This is a genomic window from Actinokineospora diospyrosa (assembly GCF_024171925.1).
Taxonomy (GTDB): Bacteria; Actinomycetota; Actinomycetes; order Mycobacteriales; family Pseudonocardiaceae; genus Actinokineospora; species Actinokineospora diospyrosa.
Genome location: NZ_JAMTCO010000019.1, coordinates 1 through 19281, shown reverse-complemented (window position 1 = coordinate 19281; position 19281 = coordinate 1). Strand labels below are relative to the sequence as shown.

14 protein-coding genes and 2 riboswitches are annotated in these 19281 nt (G+C 69.1%); of the genes, 7 read left to right on the top strand and 7 right to left on the bottom strand.

Annotation, left to right across the window (positions count from 1 at the left end):
* Nucleotides 1-102 precede the first annotated feature (102 nt).
* From LV75_RS31720 to LV75_RS31700, 5 genes are read left to right on the top strand one after another with little or no spacing between them, the layout of a single operon-like run.
* Nucleotides 103-1749 (top strand): ABC transporter substrate-binding protein, encoded by a 1647-nt coding sequence (locus LV75_RS31720; RefSeq protein ID WP_253891053.1) that lies wholly within the window; start codon nt 103-105, stop codon nt 1747-1749.
* Nucleotides 1750-1759: 10 nt separating this feature from the next.
* Nucleotides 1760-2737, top strand: a complete 978-nt coding sequence (locus tag LV75_RS31715) for an ABC transporter permease (protein ID WP_253891052.1) — start codon at nt 1760-1762, stop codon at nt 2735-2737.
* Nucleotides 2734-3567 (top strand): ABC transporter permease, encoded by an 834-nt coding sequence (locus LV75_RS31710; protein WP_253891051.1) that lies wholly within the window; start codon nt 2734-2736, stop codon nt 3565-3567. Before LV75_RS31715 ends, LV75_RS31710 begins: the two co-directional genes overlap by 4 nt.
* The gene (locus LV75_RS31705) at nt 3546-5156 is read left to right on the top strand and encodes an ABC transporter ATP-binding protein (protein ID WP_253891050.1); all 1611 of its coding nucleotides are present in this window, start codon (nt 3546-3548) and stop codon (nt 5154-5156) included. Before LV75_RS31710 ends, LV75_RS31705 begins: the two co-directional genes overlap by 22 nt.
* Nucleotides 5153-6193, top strand: a complete 1041-nt coding sequence (locus LV75_RS31700; RefSeq protein ID WP_253891049.1) for an LLM class flavin-dependent oxidoreductase — start codon at nt 5153-5155, stop codon at nt 6191-6193. Before LV75_RS31705 ends, LV75_RS31700 begins: the two co-directional genes overlap by 4 nt.
* A 627-nt stretch (nt 6194-6820) precedes the next feature.
* Here the strand turns inward: LV75_RS31700 and LV75_RS31695 are convergent.
* From LV75_RS31695 to LV75_RS31665, 7 genes are all read right to left on the bottom strand, one after another.
* Nucleotides 6821-7594: an enoyl-CoA hydratase gene (locus LV75_RS31695; protein WP_253891048.1), complete on the bottom strand. Its 774-nt coding sequence runs from the start codon at nt 7592-7594 to the stop codon at nt 6821-6823.
* Complete coding sequence (gene mmsB / locus LV75_RS31690) at nt 7591-8478, bottom strand: 3-hydroxyisobutyrate dehydrogenase (RefSeq protein WP_253891047.1); 888 nt, start codon at nt 8476-8478, stop codon at nt 7591-7593. The genes LV75_RS31695 and mmsB overlap by 4 nt, the downstream gene beginning before the upstream one ends.
* A 238-nt stretch (nt 8479-8716) precedes the next feature.
* Nucleotides 8717-9754 carry an enoyl-CoA hydratase/isomerase family protein gene (locus LV75_RS31685; RefSeq protein ID WP_253891046.1) on the bottom strand — a complete coding sequence of 346 codons (1038 nt, stop codon included), beginning with the start codon at nt 9752-9754 and terminating at the stop codon, nt 8717-8719.
* Nucleotides 9751-10890 carry an acyl-CoA dehydrogenase family protein gene (locus LV75_RS31680; protein WP_253891045.1) on the bottom strand — a complete coding sequence of 380 codons (1140 nt, stop codon included), beginning with the start codon at nt 10888-10890 and terminating at the stop codon, nt 9751-9753. The genes LV75_RS31685 and LV75_RS31680 overlap by 4 nt, the downstream gene beginning before the upstream one ends.
* Before the next feature lie 10 nt (nt 10891-10900).
* Nucleotides 10901-12400 (bottom strand): CoA-acylating methylmalonate-semialdehyde dehydrogenase, encoded by a 1500-nt coding sequence (locus tag LV75_RS31675; RefSeq protein WP_253891044.1) that lies wholly within the window; start codon nt 12398-12400, stop codon nt 10901-10903.
* Nucleotides 12401-12574: 174 nt separating this feature from the next.
* Nucleotides 12575-12757: riboswitch (cobalamin riboswitch) on the bottom strand.
* A 50-nt stretch (nt 12758-12807) separates the two neighbouring features.
* Nucleotides 12808-13650 (bottom strand): patatin-like phospholipase family protein, encoded by an 843-nt coding sequence (locus LV75_RS31670; RefSeq protein WP_253891043.1) that lies wholly within the window; start codon nt 13648-13650, stop codon nt 12808-12810.
* Nucleotides 13647-15551, bottom strand: a complete 1905-nt coding sequence (locus LV75_RS31665; protein WP_253891042.1) for an FAD-dependent oxidoreductase — start codon at nt 15549-15551, stop codon at nt 13647-13649. Before LV75_RS31665 ends, LV75_RS31670 begins: the two co-directional genes overlap by 4 nt.
* A 307-nt stretch (nt 15552-15858) precedes the next feature.
* A riboswitch (cobalamin riboswitch) is annotated at nt 15859-16082 on the top strand.
* A 110-nt stretch (nt 16083-16192) separates the two neighbouring features.
* Here LV75_RS31665 and metE point away from each other — a divergent pair.
* Entirely contained in the window at nt 16193-18466 is a 2274-nt protein-coding gene (metE, locus tag LV75_RS31660) for a 5-methyltetrahydropteroyltriglutamate--homocysteine S-methyltransferase (protein ID WP_253891041.1), read from the top strand.
* A 597-nt stretch (nt 18467-19063) separates the two neighbouring features.
* Nucleotides 19064-19281, top strand: a 218-nt coding sequence (locus LV75_RS35220) for a transposase family protein (RefSeq protein ID WP_301320181.1), incomplete at its 3' end; no start/stop codon positions are given.

The window sequence follows — 19281 nt, the reverse complement described above, 5'->3', positions numbered from 1 at the left end:
CCATTCCCATTTCGTCTTGGACCGAGCCGCGCGGGCGCTCCTAGATTCGTTGCCTGCCTGGAACTCGCCTGCCCGACCCCATTCCCCGCCCCGAGGAGAACCGTGAAGACCAGACCACCCGGCCGCGCCCTGCGGATCATCGTCGGCCTCGCCACCGTCATGGGCCTGGCCGCGTGCGGGTCCCCGGCGGCGGGCGGGCCTGCCGCGGGCACCGCGACCCCACCCAAGGACGGCGGCGCGATCACGTTCCTCATCGACTCGCTCGGTGACACGTGGATCCCCAACAACAGCGCCATCTCCAGCTTCCAGGGCCACATCTGGGGCCACTTGACCGACAAGCTCGTCTACGTCGACGACAAGGGCGCGGTCAGCCCGTGGGTCGCGGAGAAGTGGGAGCAGAACGCCACCGCCACGGAGTTCACCCTCCACTTGCGCCAGGGCGTCACCTTCTCCGACAAGACCCCGCTCGACGCCGCCGCCGTCGTCGCCAACCTCGACATCTGGTCCAAGGGCGACCCGACCAGGGGCATCAACCCGATCGGCCTGTTCCCCAAGACCTACGACCACTCCCAGGCCGTGGACACGACCACGGTCAAGGTGTTCTTCAAGGCGCCGACCCTGGGATTCATCCCGACCTTGGGCTACCACGGCTCCATCCTGATCTCGCCCAAGACCATCGCGCTGCCGTCCGCGCAACAGGCCGACCTCAGCAACGACATCGGCAGTGGCCCGTTCGTGCTGGCGTCGTGGAAGGAGGGCGACAGCGTCGTCCTCAAGAAGCGCCCGGACTACAACTGGGGTCCGAAGGCGCTCGGCCACGAGGGTCCCGCGCGGCTGGACTCGATCACCTACAAGCTCGTCGCCGAACCGTCCGTGCGGACCTCCGCGGTTCAGTCCGGCCAGGCGGACGTGGCCTACAACCCGTCGCCACAGGAGCTCGCCTCCTTCAAGAGCCAGGGCTTCACCACCGCGACCCCGCGCTACCTCGGGTTCGTCAACGGGTTCGCCATCAACACCAAGGTCGCACCGTTCGACGATGTCAAGGTGCGGCAGGCGTTGCAGCACGGCATCGACCGCAAGGAGATCATCTCCACCGTCTACACCGAGGACTGGCTGCCCGCGCAGTCGCTGTTCCAGAGCAATGTTCCCGGCGCGACCGACCGCAGCGCGGACTTCGCCTACGATGCCGACAAGGCCAACCGCCTGCTCGACGAGGCGGGCTGGGTCAAGGGCGCCGACGGTGTCCGCGCCAAGGATGGCAAGCGGCTCGAGTTCACCCTCTACGCCAACCCGTATCTCGCCGCGTCGAAGTCGGTTGACGAGCTCGTCGCCCAGCAGTTGGGCAAGCTCGGCTTCAAGACCACCATCCAGGCCTTCGACGTCGTCACCTACGGCGAGCGGGTGAAGATCAACAGTCCCAGTGTCGCCGCCTACGAGGTGACCCGCAGCTTCATCGACGCGGGCACGGTGGCCGGTGTGCTGACCGACGCGAACAAGGGCGAGAACTGGTTCGGCCTCGGGCAGACCGACGCGAAGCTGGTCCAACTCGCGACCGGTGTGGCCGCGGCCGACAGCGTGGAGAAGCGGGCGCCGCTGCTCGACGAACTCCAGGGCCACGTGCTCCAGCAAGGCTACTTCGTCCCGTTGACGCAGATCGTGCAGCGCCTCTACCTCCAGTCGCCGAAGTTGCAGGGCGTGACCTACAACGGGATCGCCTACGCCAACTACTACGCCGCCTGGCTCGGCTGACGGTCGCGCCGTGGACCGGGACTACGTGAAGTACGCACTGCGACGGGTGCTGCAAGCGGTCGTCGTCGTCCTGCTGGCGTACGTGTTCACCTTCGTGGTGATCAGCGTGCTACCCGGCGACCCCGTGACCAACACCCTGCGCAACCCGCAGAACGGCTTCTCCGAGGAGGAGATCCAGCGGATCGTCGCCTACTACGGCCTCGACCGGCCGGTGCACGAGCAACTGTGGCAGTCGCTGTCCCGCTTCGTCGTCGGCGACCTGGGCGTCTCACTGCGCTCCGGACTCCCGGTCTCACGACTGATCAGCGAAGTACTCAGCTCGACCCTGGTCCTCGCGGCGTCAGCACTGGGGGTCGCCCTGGTGCTGGCGTTCGCGATCGGCTTCGGCACCCAGTACCTGCCCAAGCGCTACGGACAGGGACTGCTGCGGGCGTTCCCGTCGCTGTTCCTGTCCGTGCCGAACTTCGTCATCGGGCTGCTGCTGATCAATGTGTTCGCGTTCCAGCTCGGCCTGTTCCGGGTGATCGACTCCGAGGGCGGGTTGGCGACGTTGTTCGCCGCGATCGCTTTGGGGATCCCGGTGAGTGCGCGGATCGCTGAGGTGTTGGTGGCGAACCTGGATCACGAGTCGGCGGAGGAGTACGCGTCGGTGGCCCGGTCTCGGGGTCTGGGGCGCACTGGGTTGCTGTTGCGGCACTTGCTCAAGCCGTCGTCGTTGCCGGTGGTCACCGTCGTGGCACTGGCGGTGGGGGAGCTGCTCGGTGGGGCTGTGATCACGGAGCAGATCTTCGGGCGGACCGGCATCGGCAGTCTGGTCGAGCGATCAGTGACCACTCAGGACTTACCGGTGCTGCAGGCGGTGGTGACGTTGGCGGCGATCGTGTTCGTGGGTGTGAACCTGATCGCGGACCTGGTGTACCCGCTGCTGGACCCGCGAGTGCGGCTGGGCGAGTCGCGGTCGCGGCCGAAGGTGGAGGTGGCGGCGTGAGCGCGGCTGTTGCGTTGCCGACCGTCCGGTCGTTCAGTACCCGGAGCGTTCCGGTCGGCGTCGTGATCTCCTTCGCCGTCGTGGTGTTTGTGTTGGCGTGGTCGTTCTTGCCGGGATTCTTCACCAGCCACGATCCTGCGGTCGGGGTTCCTGCGGACAAGTTCCAAGGACCCAGCAGCGCGCACTGGTTCGGCACTGACCACCTGGGACGGGACTTGTTCGCCCGCGTGGTGCACGGCAGTTCGTCCTCGGTGACCAGCGCGTTGATCGCGGTGCTCATCGCGGTCGTGGTCGGAGGGCTGATTGGGCTGGTCGCCGGGTTCGTGGGTGGGTGGGCTGACACCGTGTTGTCGCGGCTGGTGGATGTGCTGCTGGCGATTCCCGAGTTCCTGCTCGCGGTGATCGTCGTCAGTGCGCTCGGGTTCGAGACGATCAACGTCGCGATCGCCACCGGGGTCTCGGCGGTGGGGGTGTTTGCCCGGGTCATGCGGTCGGAGGTGCTCAAGACCAGGCGGGCGGTGTTCGTTGAGGCCTCGTACCTGCAAGGGGGCGCCCGCTGGCACATCCTGACCCGGCACGTGCTGCCCAATGCGTCGCGGTCGGTGTTCACGTTGGCGGTGCTGCAGTTCGGGTTCGCCATCCTGATCATCGCCGGGCTCGCGTTCCTCGGCTACGGCGACCCGCCGCCCGCGTCGGACTGGGGTCTGCTCGTGTCCGTGGGCAAGAACTACCCGCTGGCGCCGTGGTTGGTGTACGCGCCCGCGCTCGTCATGATCGCCACCGTCCTCTCCGTGAACAGGATCAGCCGATGGCTCCGCAAGACCGACTGACCGGAGAGCTGCTGCGGGTCGAGGGGCTCACCGTCTCCTACGGCGACCACCAGGTCGTCACCGACGTGGGCTTCTCGTTGCGGCGCGGGGAAAGCCTGGCGTTGATCGGCGAGTCGGGGTCGGGCAAGTCTACGATCGCCCGGTCGGTGTTGCGACTCCTGCCGCGCGGGGTGGGACGGGCGACGGGGACGGTGGAGTTCGAGGGGCAGGAGATCCTGTCGCTGTCCGAGCGGCGGTTCCGGCCGTTGCGCGGCAGGCGGATCGGGTTCGTGCCGCAGGACCCGGGCAACTCGCTCAACCCGGTGCGCACGATCGGCGTTCAGGCGCAGGAAGCCGCCGCGCTCATCGGGGAGAAGGGGCCGGAGGTGGTCCTGGAGACCTTCGACCAAGTCGGGCTGGACAACCCGCGCCGGGTGTACGACTCCTACCCGCACCAGCTCTCCGGCGGCATGCTGCAACGTGTCCTCATCGGACTCACCGTGTTGCCCCGTCCCGCGCTGATCGTCGCCGACGAGCCGACCTCGGCGCTGGACGTCACCATCCAGAAACGGATCCTGGACCTGCTCTCGCAGCTGAGGCAGGACCTGAACATCAGCCTGCTGCTGATCACCCACGACCTCGCCATCGCGGCGGAGCGGGCAGATTCGCTGGTGGTCCTCAAGGATGGCGTCGTGCAGGAGGCAGGCAGCACGGCATCTGTGTTCTCGGCCCCGTCGTCGGAGTACGCCCGCAAGCTGCACGCCGATGTCCCAGCGCTCAACCCCGACCGCTACCAGCACCTGCGTGACTCCGATCGCCCGGTGGGTGAGCCGCCGCGGATCGAGGTGCGCGGCGTGAGCAAGACGTTCACGGTCGATGGGAAAGTCCTCACCGCGGTCGACGACGTGTCTTTCTCCGTGGCGCCAGGCACCACGCATGCGCTGGTGGGCGAGTCCGGCTCGGGCAAGACGACAACGATCCGCCTGTTGCTCGGGTTGGAGGAGCCCGACAGCGGCAGCATCACGGTAGCGGGGGAGGAAGTGACCCGCCGGTCGCACGCGTCATTGCGATCTGTGCGCAGACACCTGCAACTGGTCTACCAGAACCCGTTCACCTCTCTCGATCCCTTGTGGACAGTCAAGCGGCTGGTCGGGGAATCGCTCGACCGGTACCGGGTCGGTGACCGCGACGAGCGAGTCCGGGAGGCGCTCGACTCCGTTGGGCTAAGCCAAGATCTGCTCTCCCGGCGGCCCACCGCCCTCTCGGGCGGTCAACGCCAACGGGTCGCTCTCGCTCGAGCGCTGGTACTCCGGCCGGACGTGATCGTGCTCGATGAACCGACCTCGGCACTGGACGTCAGCGTCCAAGCGGGGATCGTCGAGGTGATGCTGACCTTGCAGGCTTCCTTGGGCCTGACCTACGTCTTCGTGTCTCACGACCTGGCCCTGGTGCGCCAACTCGCCCACACTGTCTCTGTCATGCGACAGGGGCGAATCGTGGAAAGCGGACCGGTCGCGGCCGTGCTCGACAACCCGCAAGAGCCCTACACCCGCGCCTTGGTCGACTCGATCCCCGCAGGTGCCGATCCCGTCGCCGGAGGAGTGTCATGACCCGTCTTGGCTTCAACACTCGGGTGTCCTTCACCGACAGCGACGGTCCCGCACAAGGCCTGCGCGACGGTATCGAGCTGTTCAAGACCGCTGAGGTGCTCGGCTACCAATCGGGTTGGGTCTACCAGCGGCACTTCGACCACTACCTGTCCTCTCCGCTGCCCTTCCTCACCGCCGTCGGCCAGCACACCAGCCGCATCACCCTCGGTACCGCGGTGCTGCCGATGCGCTACCAGGAGCCGATCCTGCTCGCCGAGGCCGCCGCCACCGCGGACCTCCTGGTCGACGGCCGACTCGAACTGGCCGTCGCGACCGGGACGAACGCCGCCTTCGACGCGCTGTTCGGGGCCGTCGACACCGACACCCGCACCGAGGCTGAACGTCGCCAGACCCGCTTCCTCGCCGCCGTCGGTGGTGAGACCCTGCACCTCGTCGACGGTCCGGGGCAGGGTGCTCCGGTCGGCACGGAGATCAAGGTCACCCCACACAGCCCCGGCCTCGTGGACCGGATCCGCCAGGGCGCCTCCAGCATTGGGTCGGCTCGACGAGCGGCGGAGTTGGGCATCGGTCTGATCGTCGGCACCGTGCTCCACGACCTGGCCGAAGGCGAGACTTTCAGCGCCTACCAAGCGCGAATCATCACCGCCTACCGCACGACCTGGCGCGAGAAGCACACCACCGAACCGCCCCGAGTCGCTGTCGCCGCCTCGATCCTGCCCGGCACCACCCCCGAACTACGCGACACCTACGCGGCCTACGACCACCAGCGCCGCACCCAAGGCATGGCCGCCTCCCGCCCCGACGGCGCCCTGACCCCCGTGATCACCGCCGACCTCCCCGCGGGCATGCGCATCAGCCCCGTCTTCCACGGCACCCCCGACCAGGTCATCACCGCCGTCCAAGCCGACCCCGGCCTAACCCAAGCCGACGACCTCGTCCTGTTCCTCCCACCCGCCTTCACCCTCCCGCAGAACACCCGCCTGCTCGCCGACCTCGCCGCCACAGTGGCCCCATCCCTCGGGTGGACTAGGCCGTGATAGGCCGCTGCGGCTGCCCGGTGTAGCTGCTAGAGGGCCGGATGAGGCTGCAGGCGGCGACGAAGATGGGTGTGTCGAAGCCCATGAGGTGAGGTGCGGGCCCTCGGCCGAGTGGCATGGCGCCATCCTCGTAGCGGTCCAGCGACTTGTAGCCGTCTCAGAGTTCGGCTACCTCTTACAGGGCATGGACGAGGGGAGTCCCCTTCTCGTAGACGCGGCGGCCGAAGCCCCTGATCTCGCCTCTGGGACTGATTTGGCCGTCTTGACTACCGCCGCTGCTACGGTGCCTGGCCTGGCGATCCGTACCGTGACGCAGTAGAAGGGGCTGCCGTGGCGCTGTCTGTTGCCAGCTCCGGGTGGCTCTCGCTGCCGCGTCGGGCCGTTGGCTTGGCACCCGTCATCCTCGTTCGCGCGACTGCCGCCAGCGCCCGCCAGGCCCGACCAGGCGGGCAAACCGTCCGAAGTGGTGGCAGGCCGTCACGGTGGCCTGCCACCAGCTCGGTCAGGCTTAGCGCCGCCTGTTGCCCGGCTTCCGGGTGGCGACTCGCCGGAGCGTTGGGCCCCTGGCGTCCATCGTCTCGCCTGGTGGACAAACCGTGTGGAGTGGTGGTCTGCCCACTACGGCGGTCAGGCGTGGCGGAATGTTGGGGGGCGCTTCTCGGTGAAAGCTGCCATGCCTTCCTTTTGGTCGTGTGTGGCGAAGGTGGAGTGGAACAGGCGGCGCTCGAAGAGGAGACCCTCGGTGAGGGAGGACTCGAAGGCGCGGTTCACTGCCTCCTTCACCATTCGAGCCGCGGGGCGGGACATGCTGGCGATCTTGGTCGCCACCCCTGTTGCCTCCTCCAGCAAGGCCGCGGCGGGCACGACGCGGGATACCAGGCCTGCGCGTTCGGCCTCGTGGGCGTCGATGGTGCGGCCGGTGAGGCAGAGGTCCATCGCCTTGGCTTTGCCGATTGCGCGGGTGAGGCGCTGGGAGCCGCCCATGCCGGGGATGACGCCCAAGGTGATCTCGGGTTGGCCGAACTTGGCGGTGTCGGCGGCGATGAGGAGGTCGCACATCATCGCCAGTTCGCAGCCGCCGCCGAGGGCGTAGCCCGCGACGGCGGCGATCAGCGGGGTGCGGACCCGGGACAGGGCGTCCCAGCCCGCGAACCAGTCCGCCGCGTAGACGTCGCTGAAGGTCTGGGGGGCCATTTCCTTGATGTCGGCGCCCGCCGCGAAGGCCCGTTCGGAGCCGGTGATCACGATCGCGCCGATGTCGGGGTCGCGGTCCAGCTCGGCGGTCGCGGCGGTGATCTCGCGCATGACCTGCAGGTTCAGCGCGTTGAGCGCCTTGGGCCTGGTCAGGGTGATCAGGGCCACCCGGTCGGCGGGGCGGTCGATGGTGATGGTGTCGGTCACGGGGTGCCGTCCTGGTCGCGGATGCTGGTGATGATCGCCGAGAAGTCGCGGCCGGGGCCGTCGTGGTCGACGAACCGGGCGTAGAGGTCGGCGGCGTGCTGGCCGAGTTCGGTGGTGACGCCCGCCGCCCGGGCGGCGGCTTGGGCGAGGCGCAAGTCCTTGAGCATCAGGCCGCTGGCGAACCCGCCGCTGTAGTCGCGGTTGGCGGGGCTCGTCGGGACCGGGCCGGGCACCGGGCAGTTGGTGGTCAGCGCCCAGCACTGCCCGGACGCGGTCGAGGCCACGTCGAACAGGGCCTGGTCGGTGAGCCCGAGCCGGGCGCCGAGGGCGAACGCCTCGCTGACCGCGATCATCGAGATGCCGAGGATCATGTTGTTGCAGATCTTCGTCGCCTGCCCGGCACCCGCGTCACCGCAGTGCACGGACCGGGCACCCATGTGCCGCAGGTACGGCTCGGCGGCGGCCACGGCCTCGACCGGCCCGCCGACCATGAAGGTCAACTTGGCGGCCTCGGCACCTACGACCCCACCCGACACGGGCGCGTCGACGGCGAGGTGACCGGCTGCCGCGGCGATCTCCGCGGCGGCTCGGGCGTCAGCCACGTCGATGGTCGAGCAGTCCAGGAACAGGGTGCCGGGCTTGGCGCGCGGCACGACCTCGCGGTAGCAGTCGAGCACGTGCGCCCCGCTGGGCAGCATCGTGATCACCACATCCGCGCCAGCCACGGCGGTCACCGCCGACCCCGCGATGGTGATCCCGACCGCGTCCGCCGCCGCCCGCGCCGCGGTGACCGGGTCGTACCCGATGACCCGCTCTCCCGCCTTCACCAGGTTCGCGGCCATCGGTCCGCCCATGTTGCCCAAGCCGAGGAAGGTCACGCTCACCGGGAACCCCCCGCTGCGTTCGTCAGTGAGTCTCGGTGCTTCCGGGTCGAGATGGACAGCGTGATCGAGTCCACCGGTTCGCGCGTGCCACTCCGATCGAGGACAGTGACGCTTATCGGGAGCTCGCTGACACCGAGATCGGCGAAGCAGCCGCGCACCTCAGTGGGCGCAATCGGCACGCACGGCACGCATAACGCCACCGCATCGCGCGTGCTCCCCGAGCCGAGAGTGGTCACGCTCATCGGGCGCTCCCATCCCACTCGTCGGCACCCAGGGCGGCGAAGTAGCTGTCCACCAGGTCCTCGTCCACCTCCGCGAGGCTCGCCGGGGACCAGCGCGGCGAGCGGTCCTTGTCGATGATCTGCGCCCGGATGCCCTCCACCAGCTCCGTGGACCGCAACGCCCGGCGCGATGTCCGGTACTCCTGCGCCAGCACGGACGCCAAGTCGGGCAGCGCCGCCGCGGTTCGCAGTGCCCGCAAGGTCACCTTCAACGCTGTCGGAGACTTCCGCTCGATCTCTTTCGCCGTCGCGACGGCCGCGTCGCCGCTGCCACGGAGGCCGTCGAGGATCTCCTCGACGGAGTCAGCGGCGTAGCAGTGGTCGATCCACGCCTGGTCGGCCGCCAGTGTGCTCGGTGGGGGAGTCTCGGCGACCGTGGCGATCGCGTCGCTCGGAGTTCGGGTGGCCAGGGCGTCCAGCAGATCGGCCAACCGGGCGCTGGGGACGAAGTGGTCGGCCAGTCCACAGTGGATCGCGTCCGCGCCGGACACCGGTGCGCCGGTGAGGGCGATGTGGGTGCCGAGCTCTCCGGGCGCCCGGGACAGCAGGTACGTGCCGCCGACGTCCGGGGCGAAGCCGATGCCCACCTCGGGCATGGCGAGGCGGGTTCGTTCGGTGACGACCCGGTGGCGGCCGTGCGCCGAGACGCCGACTCCGCCGCCCATGACCACGCCGTCCATGAAGGCGACGTAGGGCTTGGGGTAACGGGCGATCGAGGCGTTCAGGCGGTACTCGTCGGCCCAGAAGTCCAGCGACTCCGTCCCGCCGGAGCGGGCGTCCTCGTAGATGGACCGGATGTCGCCGCCCGCGCAAAGGCCGCGCTCACCCGCGCCGTCGATCAGCACCGCCCGCACGGCCGGGTCGGCGCGCCAGCGGTCGAGGTGTTCGGTGATCGCCAGGACCATGGGGTGGTCCAGGGCGTTGAGCGCGCGCGGCCGGTTGAGGGTCACCCGGCCGATTCCGCTGTGGACGACGAACTCGACGCTGTCACTCATGATGCCTCCCGCAGCATCCGCCGGGAGATGATCACCCGCATGATCTCGTTGGTCCCTTCGAGGATCTGGTGCACCCGCAGGTCGCGGACGATCTTCTCGATCCCGTACTCCGCGAGGTAACCGTAGCCGCCGTGCAGTTGCAGCGCCTGGTTCGCCACGTCGAACCCGGTGTCGGTGCACAGCCGCTTGGCCATCGCCGAGAGCTGCGTCGCGCCGTCCTCGCCCTGGTCGAGGGCATCCGCGGCCCGCCACAGCAGGGTCCTGGCCGCCTCCAGGTCGGTGCGCATGTCGGCGAGCCGGAACCGCAGGGCTTGCGCCTCGACCAGCTTGGCGCCGAACGCCGAGCGCTCGGAAAGGTACTGGATCGCCTTGGCAAGAGCCGATTCCGCGCCACCGACGGAACAAGCGGCGATGTTGAGCCGCCCACCGTCCAAGGCGGACATGGCGACCGCGAAGCCCGCCCCTTCGCCACCGAGGATCGCCGACGCCGGGATGCGGGCGCCTTCGAGCACGACCTGACGGGTGGGCTGGGCGTTCCAGCCCATCTTGACCTCGTTGGGGCCGAACGACACCCCGGGGGTGTCGCGGTCGACGATGAACGCCGAGATGCCGCGCGCACCGGGGCCGCCGGTTCTGGCGAGCACGACGTAGACGTCGGAGGTGCCCGCGCCGGAGATGAACTGCTTCACCCCGTCGAGCACGTACTCGCCACCGTCGCAGCGGGCCCGGGTGGCCAGTGCGGCGGCGTCGGAGCCCGCGTTCGGCTCGGTGAGGCAGTAGCTTCCGAGAGACTCCATTGTGGACATCGCGGGCAGGTACCGGTGGCGCTGCTCCTCGGTGCCGAACCGGTTGATCATGGTGGCGACCATGTTGTGGATCGACACGTACGCCGCGATCGAGGGGCAGCCGGTGGCCAGCGCCTCGAACACCAGCACGCCGTCGAGCCTGCCGAGCTCGCAACCGCCGACGTCCTCGGGCAGGTACAGCCCACCCAGGCCCAGCTGCGCGGCCTTGCGCAACACGTCGACCGGGAAGTGCTTGGCCTGGTCCCATTCCACCGCGTGCGGGGCCAGGTGTTCGGCGGCGAAGTCGGCCGCTGTGGCGCGCAGTGCGCGTTGTTCTTCGGTCAGTCTCATGGTTCGCGGCCTACTTCATCGTCGGGATGACGAAGCTGGCGCCCTCTTTGGTGCCAGAGGGCCAGCGGGAGGTGACCGTCTTGGTCTTGGTGTAGAAGCGGATCGAGTCCGGCCCGTGCTGGTTGAGGTCGCCGAAACCGGAGCGCTTCCACCCGCCGAAGGTGTGGTAGGCGATCGGTACCGGGATCGGCATGTTGACCCCGACCATGCCGGTGTTGACCCGGGTGGTGAAGTCGCGGGCGGTGTCGCCGTCGCGGGTGAAGATGGCCACACCGTTGCCGTACTCGTGTTCGCTGGGCAGCCGCAGCGCCGCCTCGTAGTCCTCGGCGCGCACGATCGACAGCACCGGGCCGAAGATCTCCTCGCGGTAGATCCGCATCTCGGGTGTGACCTTGTCGAACAGGCAGCCGCCGAGGAAGAAACCGTTCTCGTAGCCAGCAACCGTCAGTCCACGTCCGTCGACGACCAGCTCCGCGCCCTCGGCGACACCGATGTCGATGTAGTCGCGCACCCGCCGCACCGCCTCGGCGGTCACCAGCGGCCCGAAGTCCGCGGCCTCATCGTGCGAAGCACCCACCTTCAACGTCCGCACCCGCTCGGCCAGGCGCTCCACCAGGGCGTCCGCCGTGGCCTGACCGAGCGGGACAGCGACGGAGATCGCCATGCAGCGCTCACCCGCCGAGCCGTAGCCCGCGCCGATCAGCGCGTCGGTCACCTGGTCGAGATCGGCGTCGGGCATCACGATCATGTGGTTCTTGGCGCCACCGAAGCACTGCGCGCGCTTGCCATGGGTGGCGGCGGTGGAGTAGATGTACTCCGCGATCGCCGACGACCCGACGAACCCGACCGCCTCGACGCGTGGGTCGGTGAGCAGCGCGTCGACGGCTTCCTTGTCCCCGTTGACAACCGAGAACACGCCAGGCGGCAGGCCGGCCTCGACGAACAGTTCGGCCAGGCGCAACGGGACCGAGGGGTCACGTTCGGATGGCTTGAGCACGAACGCGTTCCCGCAGGCGATCGCAGGTGCCGCCTTCCACAGCGGGATCATCGCGGGGAAGTTGAACGGGGTGATCCCAGCCACCACACCGAGCGGCTGGCGCATGGAGTACACGTCGATGCCGGTGCCCGCGTTGTCGCTGTACTCGCCCTTGAGCAGGTGCGGGATGCCGATGGCGAACTCGACGACCTCAAGGCCGCGCTGGATGTCACCGCGCGCGTCCGGGATCGTCTTCCCGTGCTCGGAGGACAGCAGCCGGGCGAGGGAGTCCTCTTCGGAGCGGACGAGGTCGAGGAAGCGCATCAGCACACGGGCCCGGCGTTGCGGGTTCCACGCGGCCCACTCGCGTTGCGCCCGGGCCGCGTCACCGACCACGGCCCTGACCTCGTCGGCTGCGGCGAGCGGCACCCTGGCCTGGACGGCGCCGGTGCTGGGGTCGAACACGTCGGCGAAGCGCCCCGATGTTCCCGGGGCGGGTTTCCCGGCGACGAAGTGGTGGAGTTCGGTGGTCATGGCTGGCCTTTCGCGAAGGAGCGCAGGACGGAACCGCCCAGGGGGTGCCTTGTGGGCGACCCGGGCTGAGGGCAGGAGGGACTACCCCGTCACCGGCTCGCGTGGCGTCGGGCGGTCGGCTTCTTTCGCGCAGGCAGGACGAATCCGCATGCGTTCAGCTCCATCCTCGTGGAAGAACACGGTTCGTCCATGGCCGGTATCCTGGCTCCCGGATCGGCGGCGCCCCGGCCTTCCCAGCTCGCGCCAGTGGCTTTCGGTGGGACGTCACTCCCCGGTCACAGTGGCGGGACCGCGCCGGAATCGCACCGGCTTCCCTGACACCATGGACCTGTGGACACCATAAAGTAGGAAGCCCAACCATGTCGAGCGGTCACCTGTCCTGACCCGTTCGGCGCCCGGCCGCCGCGCTAAGCCGGGTGCGGCAGTTCCTCGGTGACCACGTGGCCCAGCCACGCCGCCGTGGCTGCCTCGGCGGTGGCGATCATGGCGGGCGCCCCGGTGAAGTCGAAGCCCTTGATGTGGCTGGTGGGCTGCCCCGGCGGGCAGAGCACCGGGACTGAGGCCCGAGCGTGCTCGACGTCGCGTTCGTACTGCTGCTTGAGCGCTGCGGCGAAGGCGAACGTCATGGTGTCGCGCACGTCCTTCGGGTCGCCGCGGTGCGTGATGCGCGGTCGGGAGTCGAACACCACAAGTGAGGCGGCTCCCAGCGACAACGCCTGCCGGATGGGGACGTTCGCGACGTAGGCGCCGTCGGCGAGCAGGCGGCCATCCCGGCGCGGCACCGGGAACACGCCGGGGATCGCGCAGGTCGAGTGCAGAGCGGAGACCAGGTCACCCTCGTCCAGCAGCGCGGGCTCCCCGGACTCCAGATCGGTGGCGACACAGGCGAAGCGCACCGGCAGTTCGGCGAAGGTGCGCACGCCGACCTCGCGGTCGAACAGTTCGGCCAAGCGGTCGCCGCGGAACATGTAGTGACCGCCGAGCAGGTTGCGCAGTACGCGAAACCGGGTGTCCCCGATCACGGTTGACCGCCGACAGTCGCACCACACCCGCGTCAAGACCTCGACCGCGCGCTTGGGGTCCTTGGCGAGGACGGCGCCGTTGAGCGCGCCCGCCGAGGTGCCGACGACCAGATCGGGTTCGATGCCCGCCGCCAGCACGGCTTTGAGCATGCCGACCTGCGCGGCTGTGGACGCCGCGCCGCCGCCGAAGACGAAGCCGGTCGGCCTGGGCAAGCGCGGCCCGCTCACGCGACGGCCGGATCCCGCTCGAGGGACACCCTGGGCGCACCCACCGCCGTGAGTTCGCTGATCGCGGCCCGCACATCGGCCGCGAGTTCCTGACCGGTGCGACCAGCCGGGTGGATCGGCGCGCCGATCTTGATCGTGACCCGTGGCCGGACCAGCCGGACGAGTGGCCACGGGCGCGCGCCCGGCCACACGAGGTGCGTCCCGTCGGCGACGATCGGCACGATGGGCACACCGGCCGCGATCGCGATCTCGACGGCGCCGAGGCCGTGCGTGCTCGTCGCGGCCTCGGCCGGGTGCGTGATCCGGCCCTCGGGCATGATCGCCACCGACTCCCCGGCGGCGATGGCCGCGACCCCCGCGGTCACCGTGGCCGTCGACCGGCGGATCGCCGGGATCGCGCCGAACGCGAGCAGGGCCTTGCGGTAGCCCTTGGTGAAGTACTTCTCCGCGACCACGAGCACCGGTGACACCCCGAGCCGGTCGAACGTCAGCAGCCCGGCGGGCACGTCGAACACCGACCGGTGGTTGGCCACGTAGACCGCGGGCCGGTCCGCGGGCCACCGCTCACCGGGCGCGCGCTCGAAGGAGAGGTCGGCCACCACGGGGGCGACCAGTTTGGCGGAGCGGGTCGCCACCGCCCGCAGCGCGCCGCGCAACCGGGGCCGTGCGGATCCGTTGGGGTGGGCCAAGGCGGGGACGACCCGTTCGCTGCTGACCTCGGGCAACCCTAGGCGGGAGCGCGGCACGACAGTCGGGTGGTCTCGTGCCAGCCGCTCGACAGCGTAGAACGCGGACCTGCACGCGCCTTCGGCCGAGTCCACGGGATAGGTGTTGTGGGTGTGGCTACCCGCGAAGTAGACCCGCCCACGCAGGGGCTCCTCCAAGGCGACCGGGTCGATGTACTCGCCGATGAACACCGCCTCGGAGGGAGCGGTGTTGCTCCGCACCCGAACTCGGCGGGGTTCGTGTTCCAAGCGGAGCTGATCGCGGATGGTGTTGAGCACGAACTCCGTTCCGGTCGAACGGGGGAAAGCCGCAAGGGCGACACACCTGTGCTCGGCTGGTTGCACGACGGTGGTGATGCCCGCTCCCGCGTACACCCGAACATCCTTGTCCGTCAGGACTTCTTCGCGCGGGTCGAGGTCGATGGTGAACGCCACGCAGTGGATGTGGGTGCGGTTGTCCAAGCGCCGGGGGATCCCGGAGCGGTCCAACAGGGCGTAGGCGTCGTGCGCGAATCCGGTGAAGACCACCGCGTCGAAGGTCTCGTTCCCGCTTGTGGTGGTGACCTGAACACCACCGCCGACCGGGGCGACCGACTCGACGCGACTGCGAGTGCGCAGTCGAACTCCACGCTCGCTGAGCAAAGCCGTCCACGGCGTGGTGAGGTGGCGGTCGGTGGAACCGGGCAGCGCATAGGCGATCCGTTCGCGTCGAGAGCTCGCGACGGCCCTGGCCAGCGACGACGGTGTCCAGTTCCAGATGGAGCCGAACGCGGTCGCCGACTGCGCGCTGCGCCTGGCCACCAGGAACGCCCGCCGGTTGGCCCTCGCGATGGACCGCTTGTCCTTCATGGACAGACCGGGTGTCTTGGCCAGGCTGGCGTAGATGTGGTCGATCTCGACCCAACTACCGTTGTCGCGGCTGGCGAATCTCCGACATCTGCGTAAGGAGTCCAGCACCGTCCCGTCGATCGCCGGGATCTCCCGGAAAAGTGCCAACAAGTGGTGGTAGTCCGCGAGGAACAGTCGCGTGCAGTGCTCCCCGTCAGCCGTCACGTTGGCGCGCCCGCCGAACTGCTCGGCTGCTTCCAGCAGTGTCACGGACACACCTGGGTGATCGGTCAGGTAGTGCGCCGCCGACAACCCGGCGATTCCCGAACCGACAACGCACACTCGCATGTGAATACCTCCCGGCAGAGAACGGTTGGAATACCGCCAGCGTTTCGTTTGGCCGATTCCCGCAGGCGATGTTCTTTGGTGAAGCGGAGATGTTGCGGGAGGTGTCGCAGGGCTACTGCGGACTGTTACCGAGCGGTGTGGCGCAATGCTCGAACGGAGTAGTCATTGCTCTGTTCTTGTCGCGTCGCTGCCAACACGGTCCCTTTCTGTCAATTTCGGCCGAGCGCGGCCGCTACACAGTGGACGGTTGGCGGCCCACCTGCCGGTGACCCGATTGGCGCTGGACGCCGGGTGCGGTCGAGGGGCTAGGGTGGGTGGCGCAGCTGGTTCGGTCGCCGCGCGTGGACGCGGGTGGTGACCGAGGCAAGAGGGAACCCGGTGTGAGTCCGGGACTGCCCCGCAGCGGTGAGTGGGAACGACCGCCGTCATCAGCACTGGGCCCGGTGGGTCTGGGAAGCGACGGCCAGTAGGAACCCGGCGTGCGCCGGAGTGCCCGCGAGTCCGAAGACCTGCCCGCTGTGCGCCCCGCGACCGCGGGGCGCTGGCTGAGACCTCGCGGGCGGGTCCGTGCCGAACCAGGTGCCCCTGGTTTGTCATGCCCTCCTCGCGGCGGTCCACGTGGACTCGCGAAGGAGAGCCCCGTGACGAGCACTTCCACCAGCGGCGCGACCGTGTACGGATACCCGCGCCAAGGTGCCAACCGGCAGTTGAAGAAGGCGACCGAGGCCTACTGGGCCGGTCGCACCGACGCCGACACCCTGCTCGCCGCCGCCCGCGACCTGCGGTCGAAGCGCTGGGTTGAGCTGCGCGACGCAGGCGTGGACGAGGTCCCGAGCAACGACTTCTCCCTCTACGACCACGTCCTGGACACCGCCTGGCTGCTCGGCGCGATCCCGGACCGGCACGCCGCGGTGGCCGAGGGCCTGGACCGCTACTTCGCGATGGCGCGCGGGACGGCCGAGGTACCGCCACTGGAGATGACGAAGTGGTTCGACACGAACTACCACTACTTGGTCCCCGAACTGGGACCGGACACGACCTTCGCGCTGGACCCGACCAAGCCGCTCGCGGAGTTCGCCGAGGCGCTTGAGCTGGGGATCCTCACGCGGCCGGTGATCCTGGGGCCGGTGAGCTTCCTGCTGCTGGCCAAGGACCCCGCGGGCGCCGCGGAGCCGCTGGAGCTGCTCGACCGGCTGGTCCCGCTCTACGTCGACCTGCTCGGTCAGCTGCGGGCCGCGGGCGCGGAATGGGTCCAGCTGGACGAGCCCGCGCTGGTGACCGACCAGCCCACCGCTGTGCTCGAGCGGGTGGCCGAGGTGTACGCGGTGCTGGCCGCCGAGCGGGTGCGGCCGAAGATCCTGGTCGCGACCTACTTCGACCGCCTCGGTGACGCCCTGCCGGTGCTGGCCGCCGCGCCGGTCGAGGGCCTCGCGATCGACTTCACCGGACCCGCCGCCGCCAACCTCGACGACCTGGTCGCGCTCGGCGGGATCCGGGGCAAGCGGCTGGTCGCGGGCGTGGTCACGGGCCGCAACATCTGGGCGGCGGACCTGAGCGCGGCGCTGAGCACCCTGGAGACGTTGCAGGACCTGGCGGGCATGGTGGACGTGGCGGCTTCGTGCTCCTTGCTGCACGTGCCGCTCGACGTCTCGCTGGAGAGCGACCTCGACCCGGAGCTGGTGGGGTGGCTCTCGTTCGCCCGGCAGAAGCTCGACGAGGTCGTCACCCTGCGCGACGGGCTGACCGAGGGGCGCGCGGGGATCCAGGAGGCCCTGCGGGTCAACGCGGACCGCCTGGCCGCGCGCGCGGCGTCGCCGATCGTGCGCGTGGCCGCCGTGCGCGACCGCGTCGAGACGGGTGCGCGGCGGGTCAGTCCGTACGAGAAGCGGCGGCAGGCGCAGCAGGACCGGCTGGCGCTGCCCGATCTGCCGACCACGACGATCGGGTCGTTCCCGCAGACCTCCGCCCTGCGCAAGGCGCGCGCCGAGTTGCGTGCCGGGCGGCTGACGGACGAGGTGTACCAGGAGGCGATGCGCGCGGAGATCCGAGCGGTCATCGCCGACCAGGAGGACCTCGGCCTGGACGTGCTGGTGCACGGCGAGCCCGAGCGCAACGACATGGTGCAGTACTTCGCCGAGCAGCTCGACGGGTTCCTCGCGACCCGCCACGGCTGGGTGCAGTCCTACGGCAGCCGCTACGTCCGACCGCCGATCATCGCCGGTGACGTGTCGCGCCCCGCCCCGATGACCGTCGAGTGGTCGACCTACGCGCAGGGCCTGACCGCGCGCCCGGTCAAGGGGATGCTGACCGGCCCGGTGACGATGCTGGCCTGGTCTTTCGTGCGCGACGACCAGCCGCGCGGGGAGACCGCGCGCCAGGTCGCGCTGGCGCTGCGCGACGAGGTGGCGGACTTGGAGGCCGCCGGGATCGCAGTGATCCAGGTCGACGAGCCCGCTTTGCGCGAGACTTTGCCGTTGCGCCAAGCGGATCGGGCGGCGTACTTGGAATGGGCGGTGACCGCATTCAAGCTCGCCACGTCCGGCGTGCGCGACGACACCCAGGTCCACACGCACATGTGCTACGCCGAGTTCGGCGATGTCCTGCAGGCCATCATCGACATGGACGCCGACGTCATCAGCCTGGAAGCGGCCCGCTCGAAGATGGCGATCGTCGCTGATCTGACGGCGGCCGGGTATCCGAACGAGGTCGGCCCGGGGGTGTGGGACATCCACTCGCCACGGGTGCCCTCGGTGGAGGAGATCGTCGGCTACTTGCGCACCGCCGTCGCCGGATTCCCGGCCGATCGGCTGTGGGTCAACCCGGATTGTGGGCTGAAGACCCGTGGCTATCGCGAAGTCCGCGCCACACTGACGAACCTGGTCGCCGCCACCGGCCAGCTGCGAGCCGAAGCGTGATCTCACTTTCCCCGCGGTGGGTGGGCATCCCACCCACCGCGGGGCCCCATGAACCGAACCCCCAAGCCCCGCCGAATACAGGTGGACGGAGATGAGCTGGTGGTCCTATCGCGCGTGACCTACGAGAATCTTGTCGCTCAACGGCGCCAGCTTGGCGCACAGAACGCCCGTCTTCGAGCCCTCTACGACCGCGTTGATCGGCTTACGACGTTTCTTGACCATGTGGAACCACTGGTCGCTGCGTTGCCTCAATGTGTGGATGAGGAGGGAGAACGCGCGGTCACCGCCTTGCGCACGGCGTTTGCCGCGCGCTCGTGGGATGAGGCCGTGTTGCGGTCCAAGCAGCGTCCCTGATCGGAGGTGGTTGATCTTGGGGGGTGCTGAGGTGGGTAGTCCACAACGGATTCGCTTGTCCACAGGGCGTTGGTCGCTGCTGCCGGTTTGTCGGGGTGCGGCGGTAGGCTGTGAGGGTTATTCAGAGGTGGACTCACCCTCGCCTGGCGATCATGAAGGCCGGGGTGGGTTGACGTAGGCGGCGGTCCATTTGAGAGGATCTGGTTACCACACCAAAGAAACTCACCAAACGGACCGCCTGACATGTATCATACCACTGGCCTGACGCGCGAGTCCGTCGAGAACCTCTGCGCCGCGATTCACCACCAGGTCGGTGATGGTCGGCGGCCGTGGCCGCCGGTGTTGGGTTTGTTCACCTCGTTGGTCGTCACTTTGACGTATTTACGGCGGAATCGTGTCCAGGCGGAGTTGGCGGAGACCTTCGGGGTGTCGCAGTCGACGATCAGTCGAGCGATCACCGC

Bases quoted from the DNA above. Each gene is read 5' to 3' on its own strand.
- LV75_RS31700 (WP_253891049.1), top strand. From the start codon at position 5,153: ATGACCCGTCTTGGCTTCAACACTCGGGTGTCCTTCACCGACAGCGAC.
- LV75_RS31680 (WP_253891045.1), bottom strand. From the start codon at position 10,890: ATGAGACTGACCGAAGAACAACGCGCACTGCGCGCCACAGCGGCCGAC.
- LV75_RS31665 (WP_253891042.1), bottom strand. From the start codon at position 15,551: ATGCGAGTGTGCGTTGTCGGTTCGGGAATCGCCGGGTTGTCGGCGGCG.
- LV75_RS31685 (WP_253891046.1), bottom strand. From the start codon at position 9,754: ATGAGTGACAGCGTCGAGTTCGTCGTCCACAGCGGAATCGGCCGGGTG.
- LV75_RS31675 (WP_253891044.1), bottom strand. From the start codon at position 12,400: ATGACCACCGAACTCCACCACTTCGTCGCCGGGAAACCCGCCCCGGGA.
- LV75_RS31705 (WP_253891050.1), top strand. From the start codon at position 3,546: ATGGCTCCGCAAGACCGACTGACCGGAGAGCTGCTGCGGGTCGAGGGG.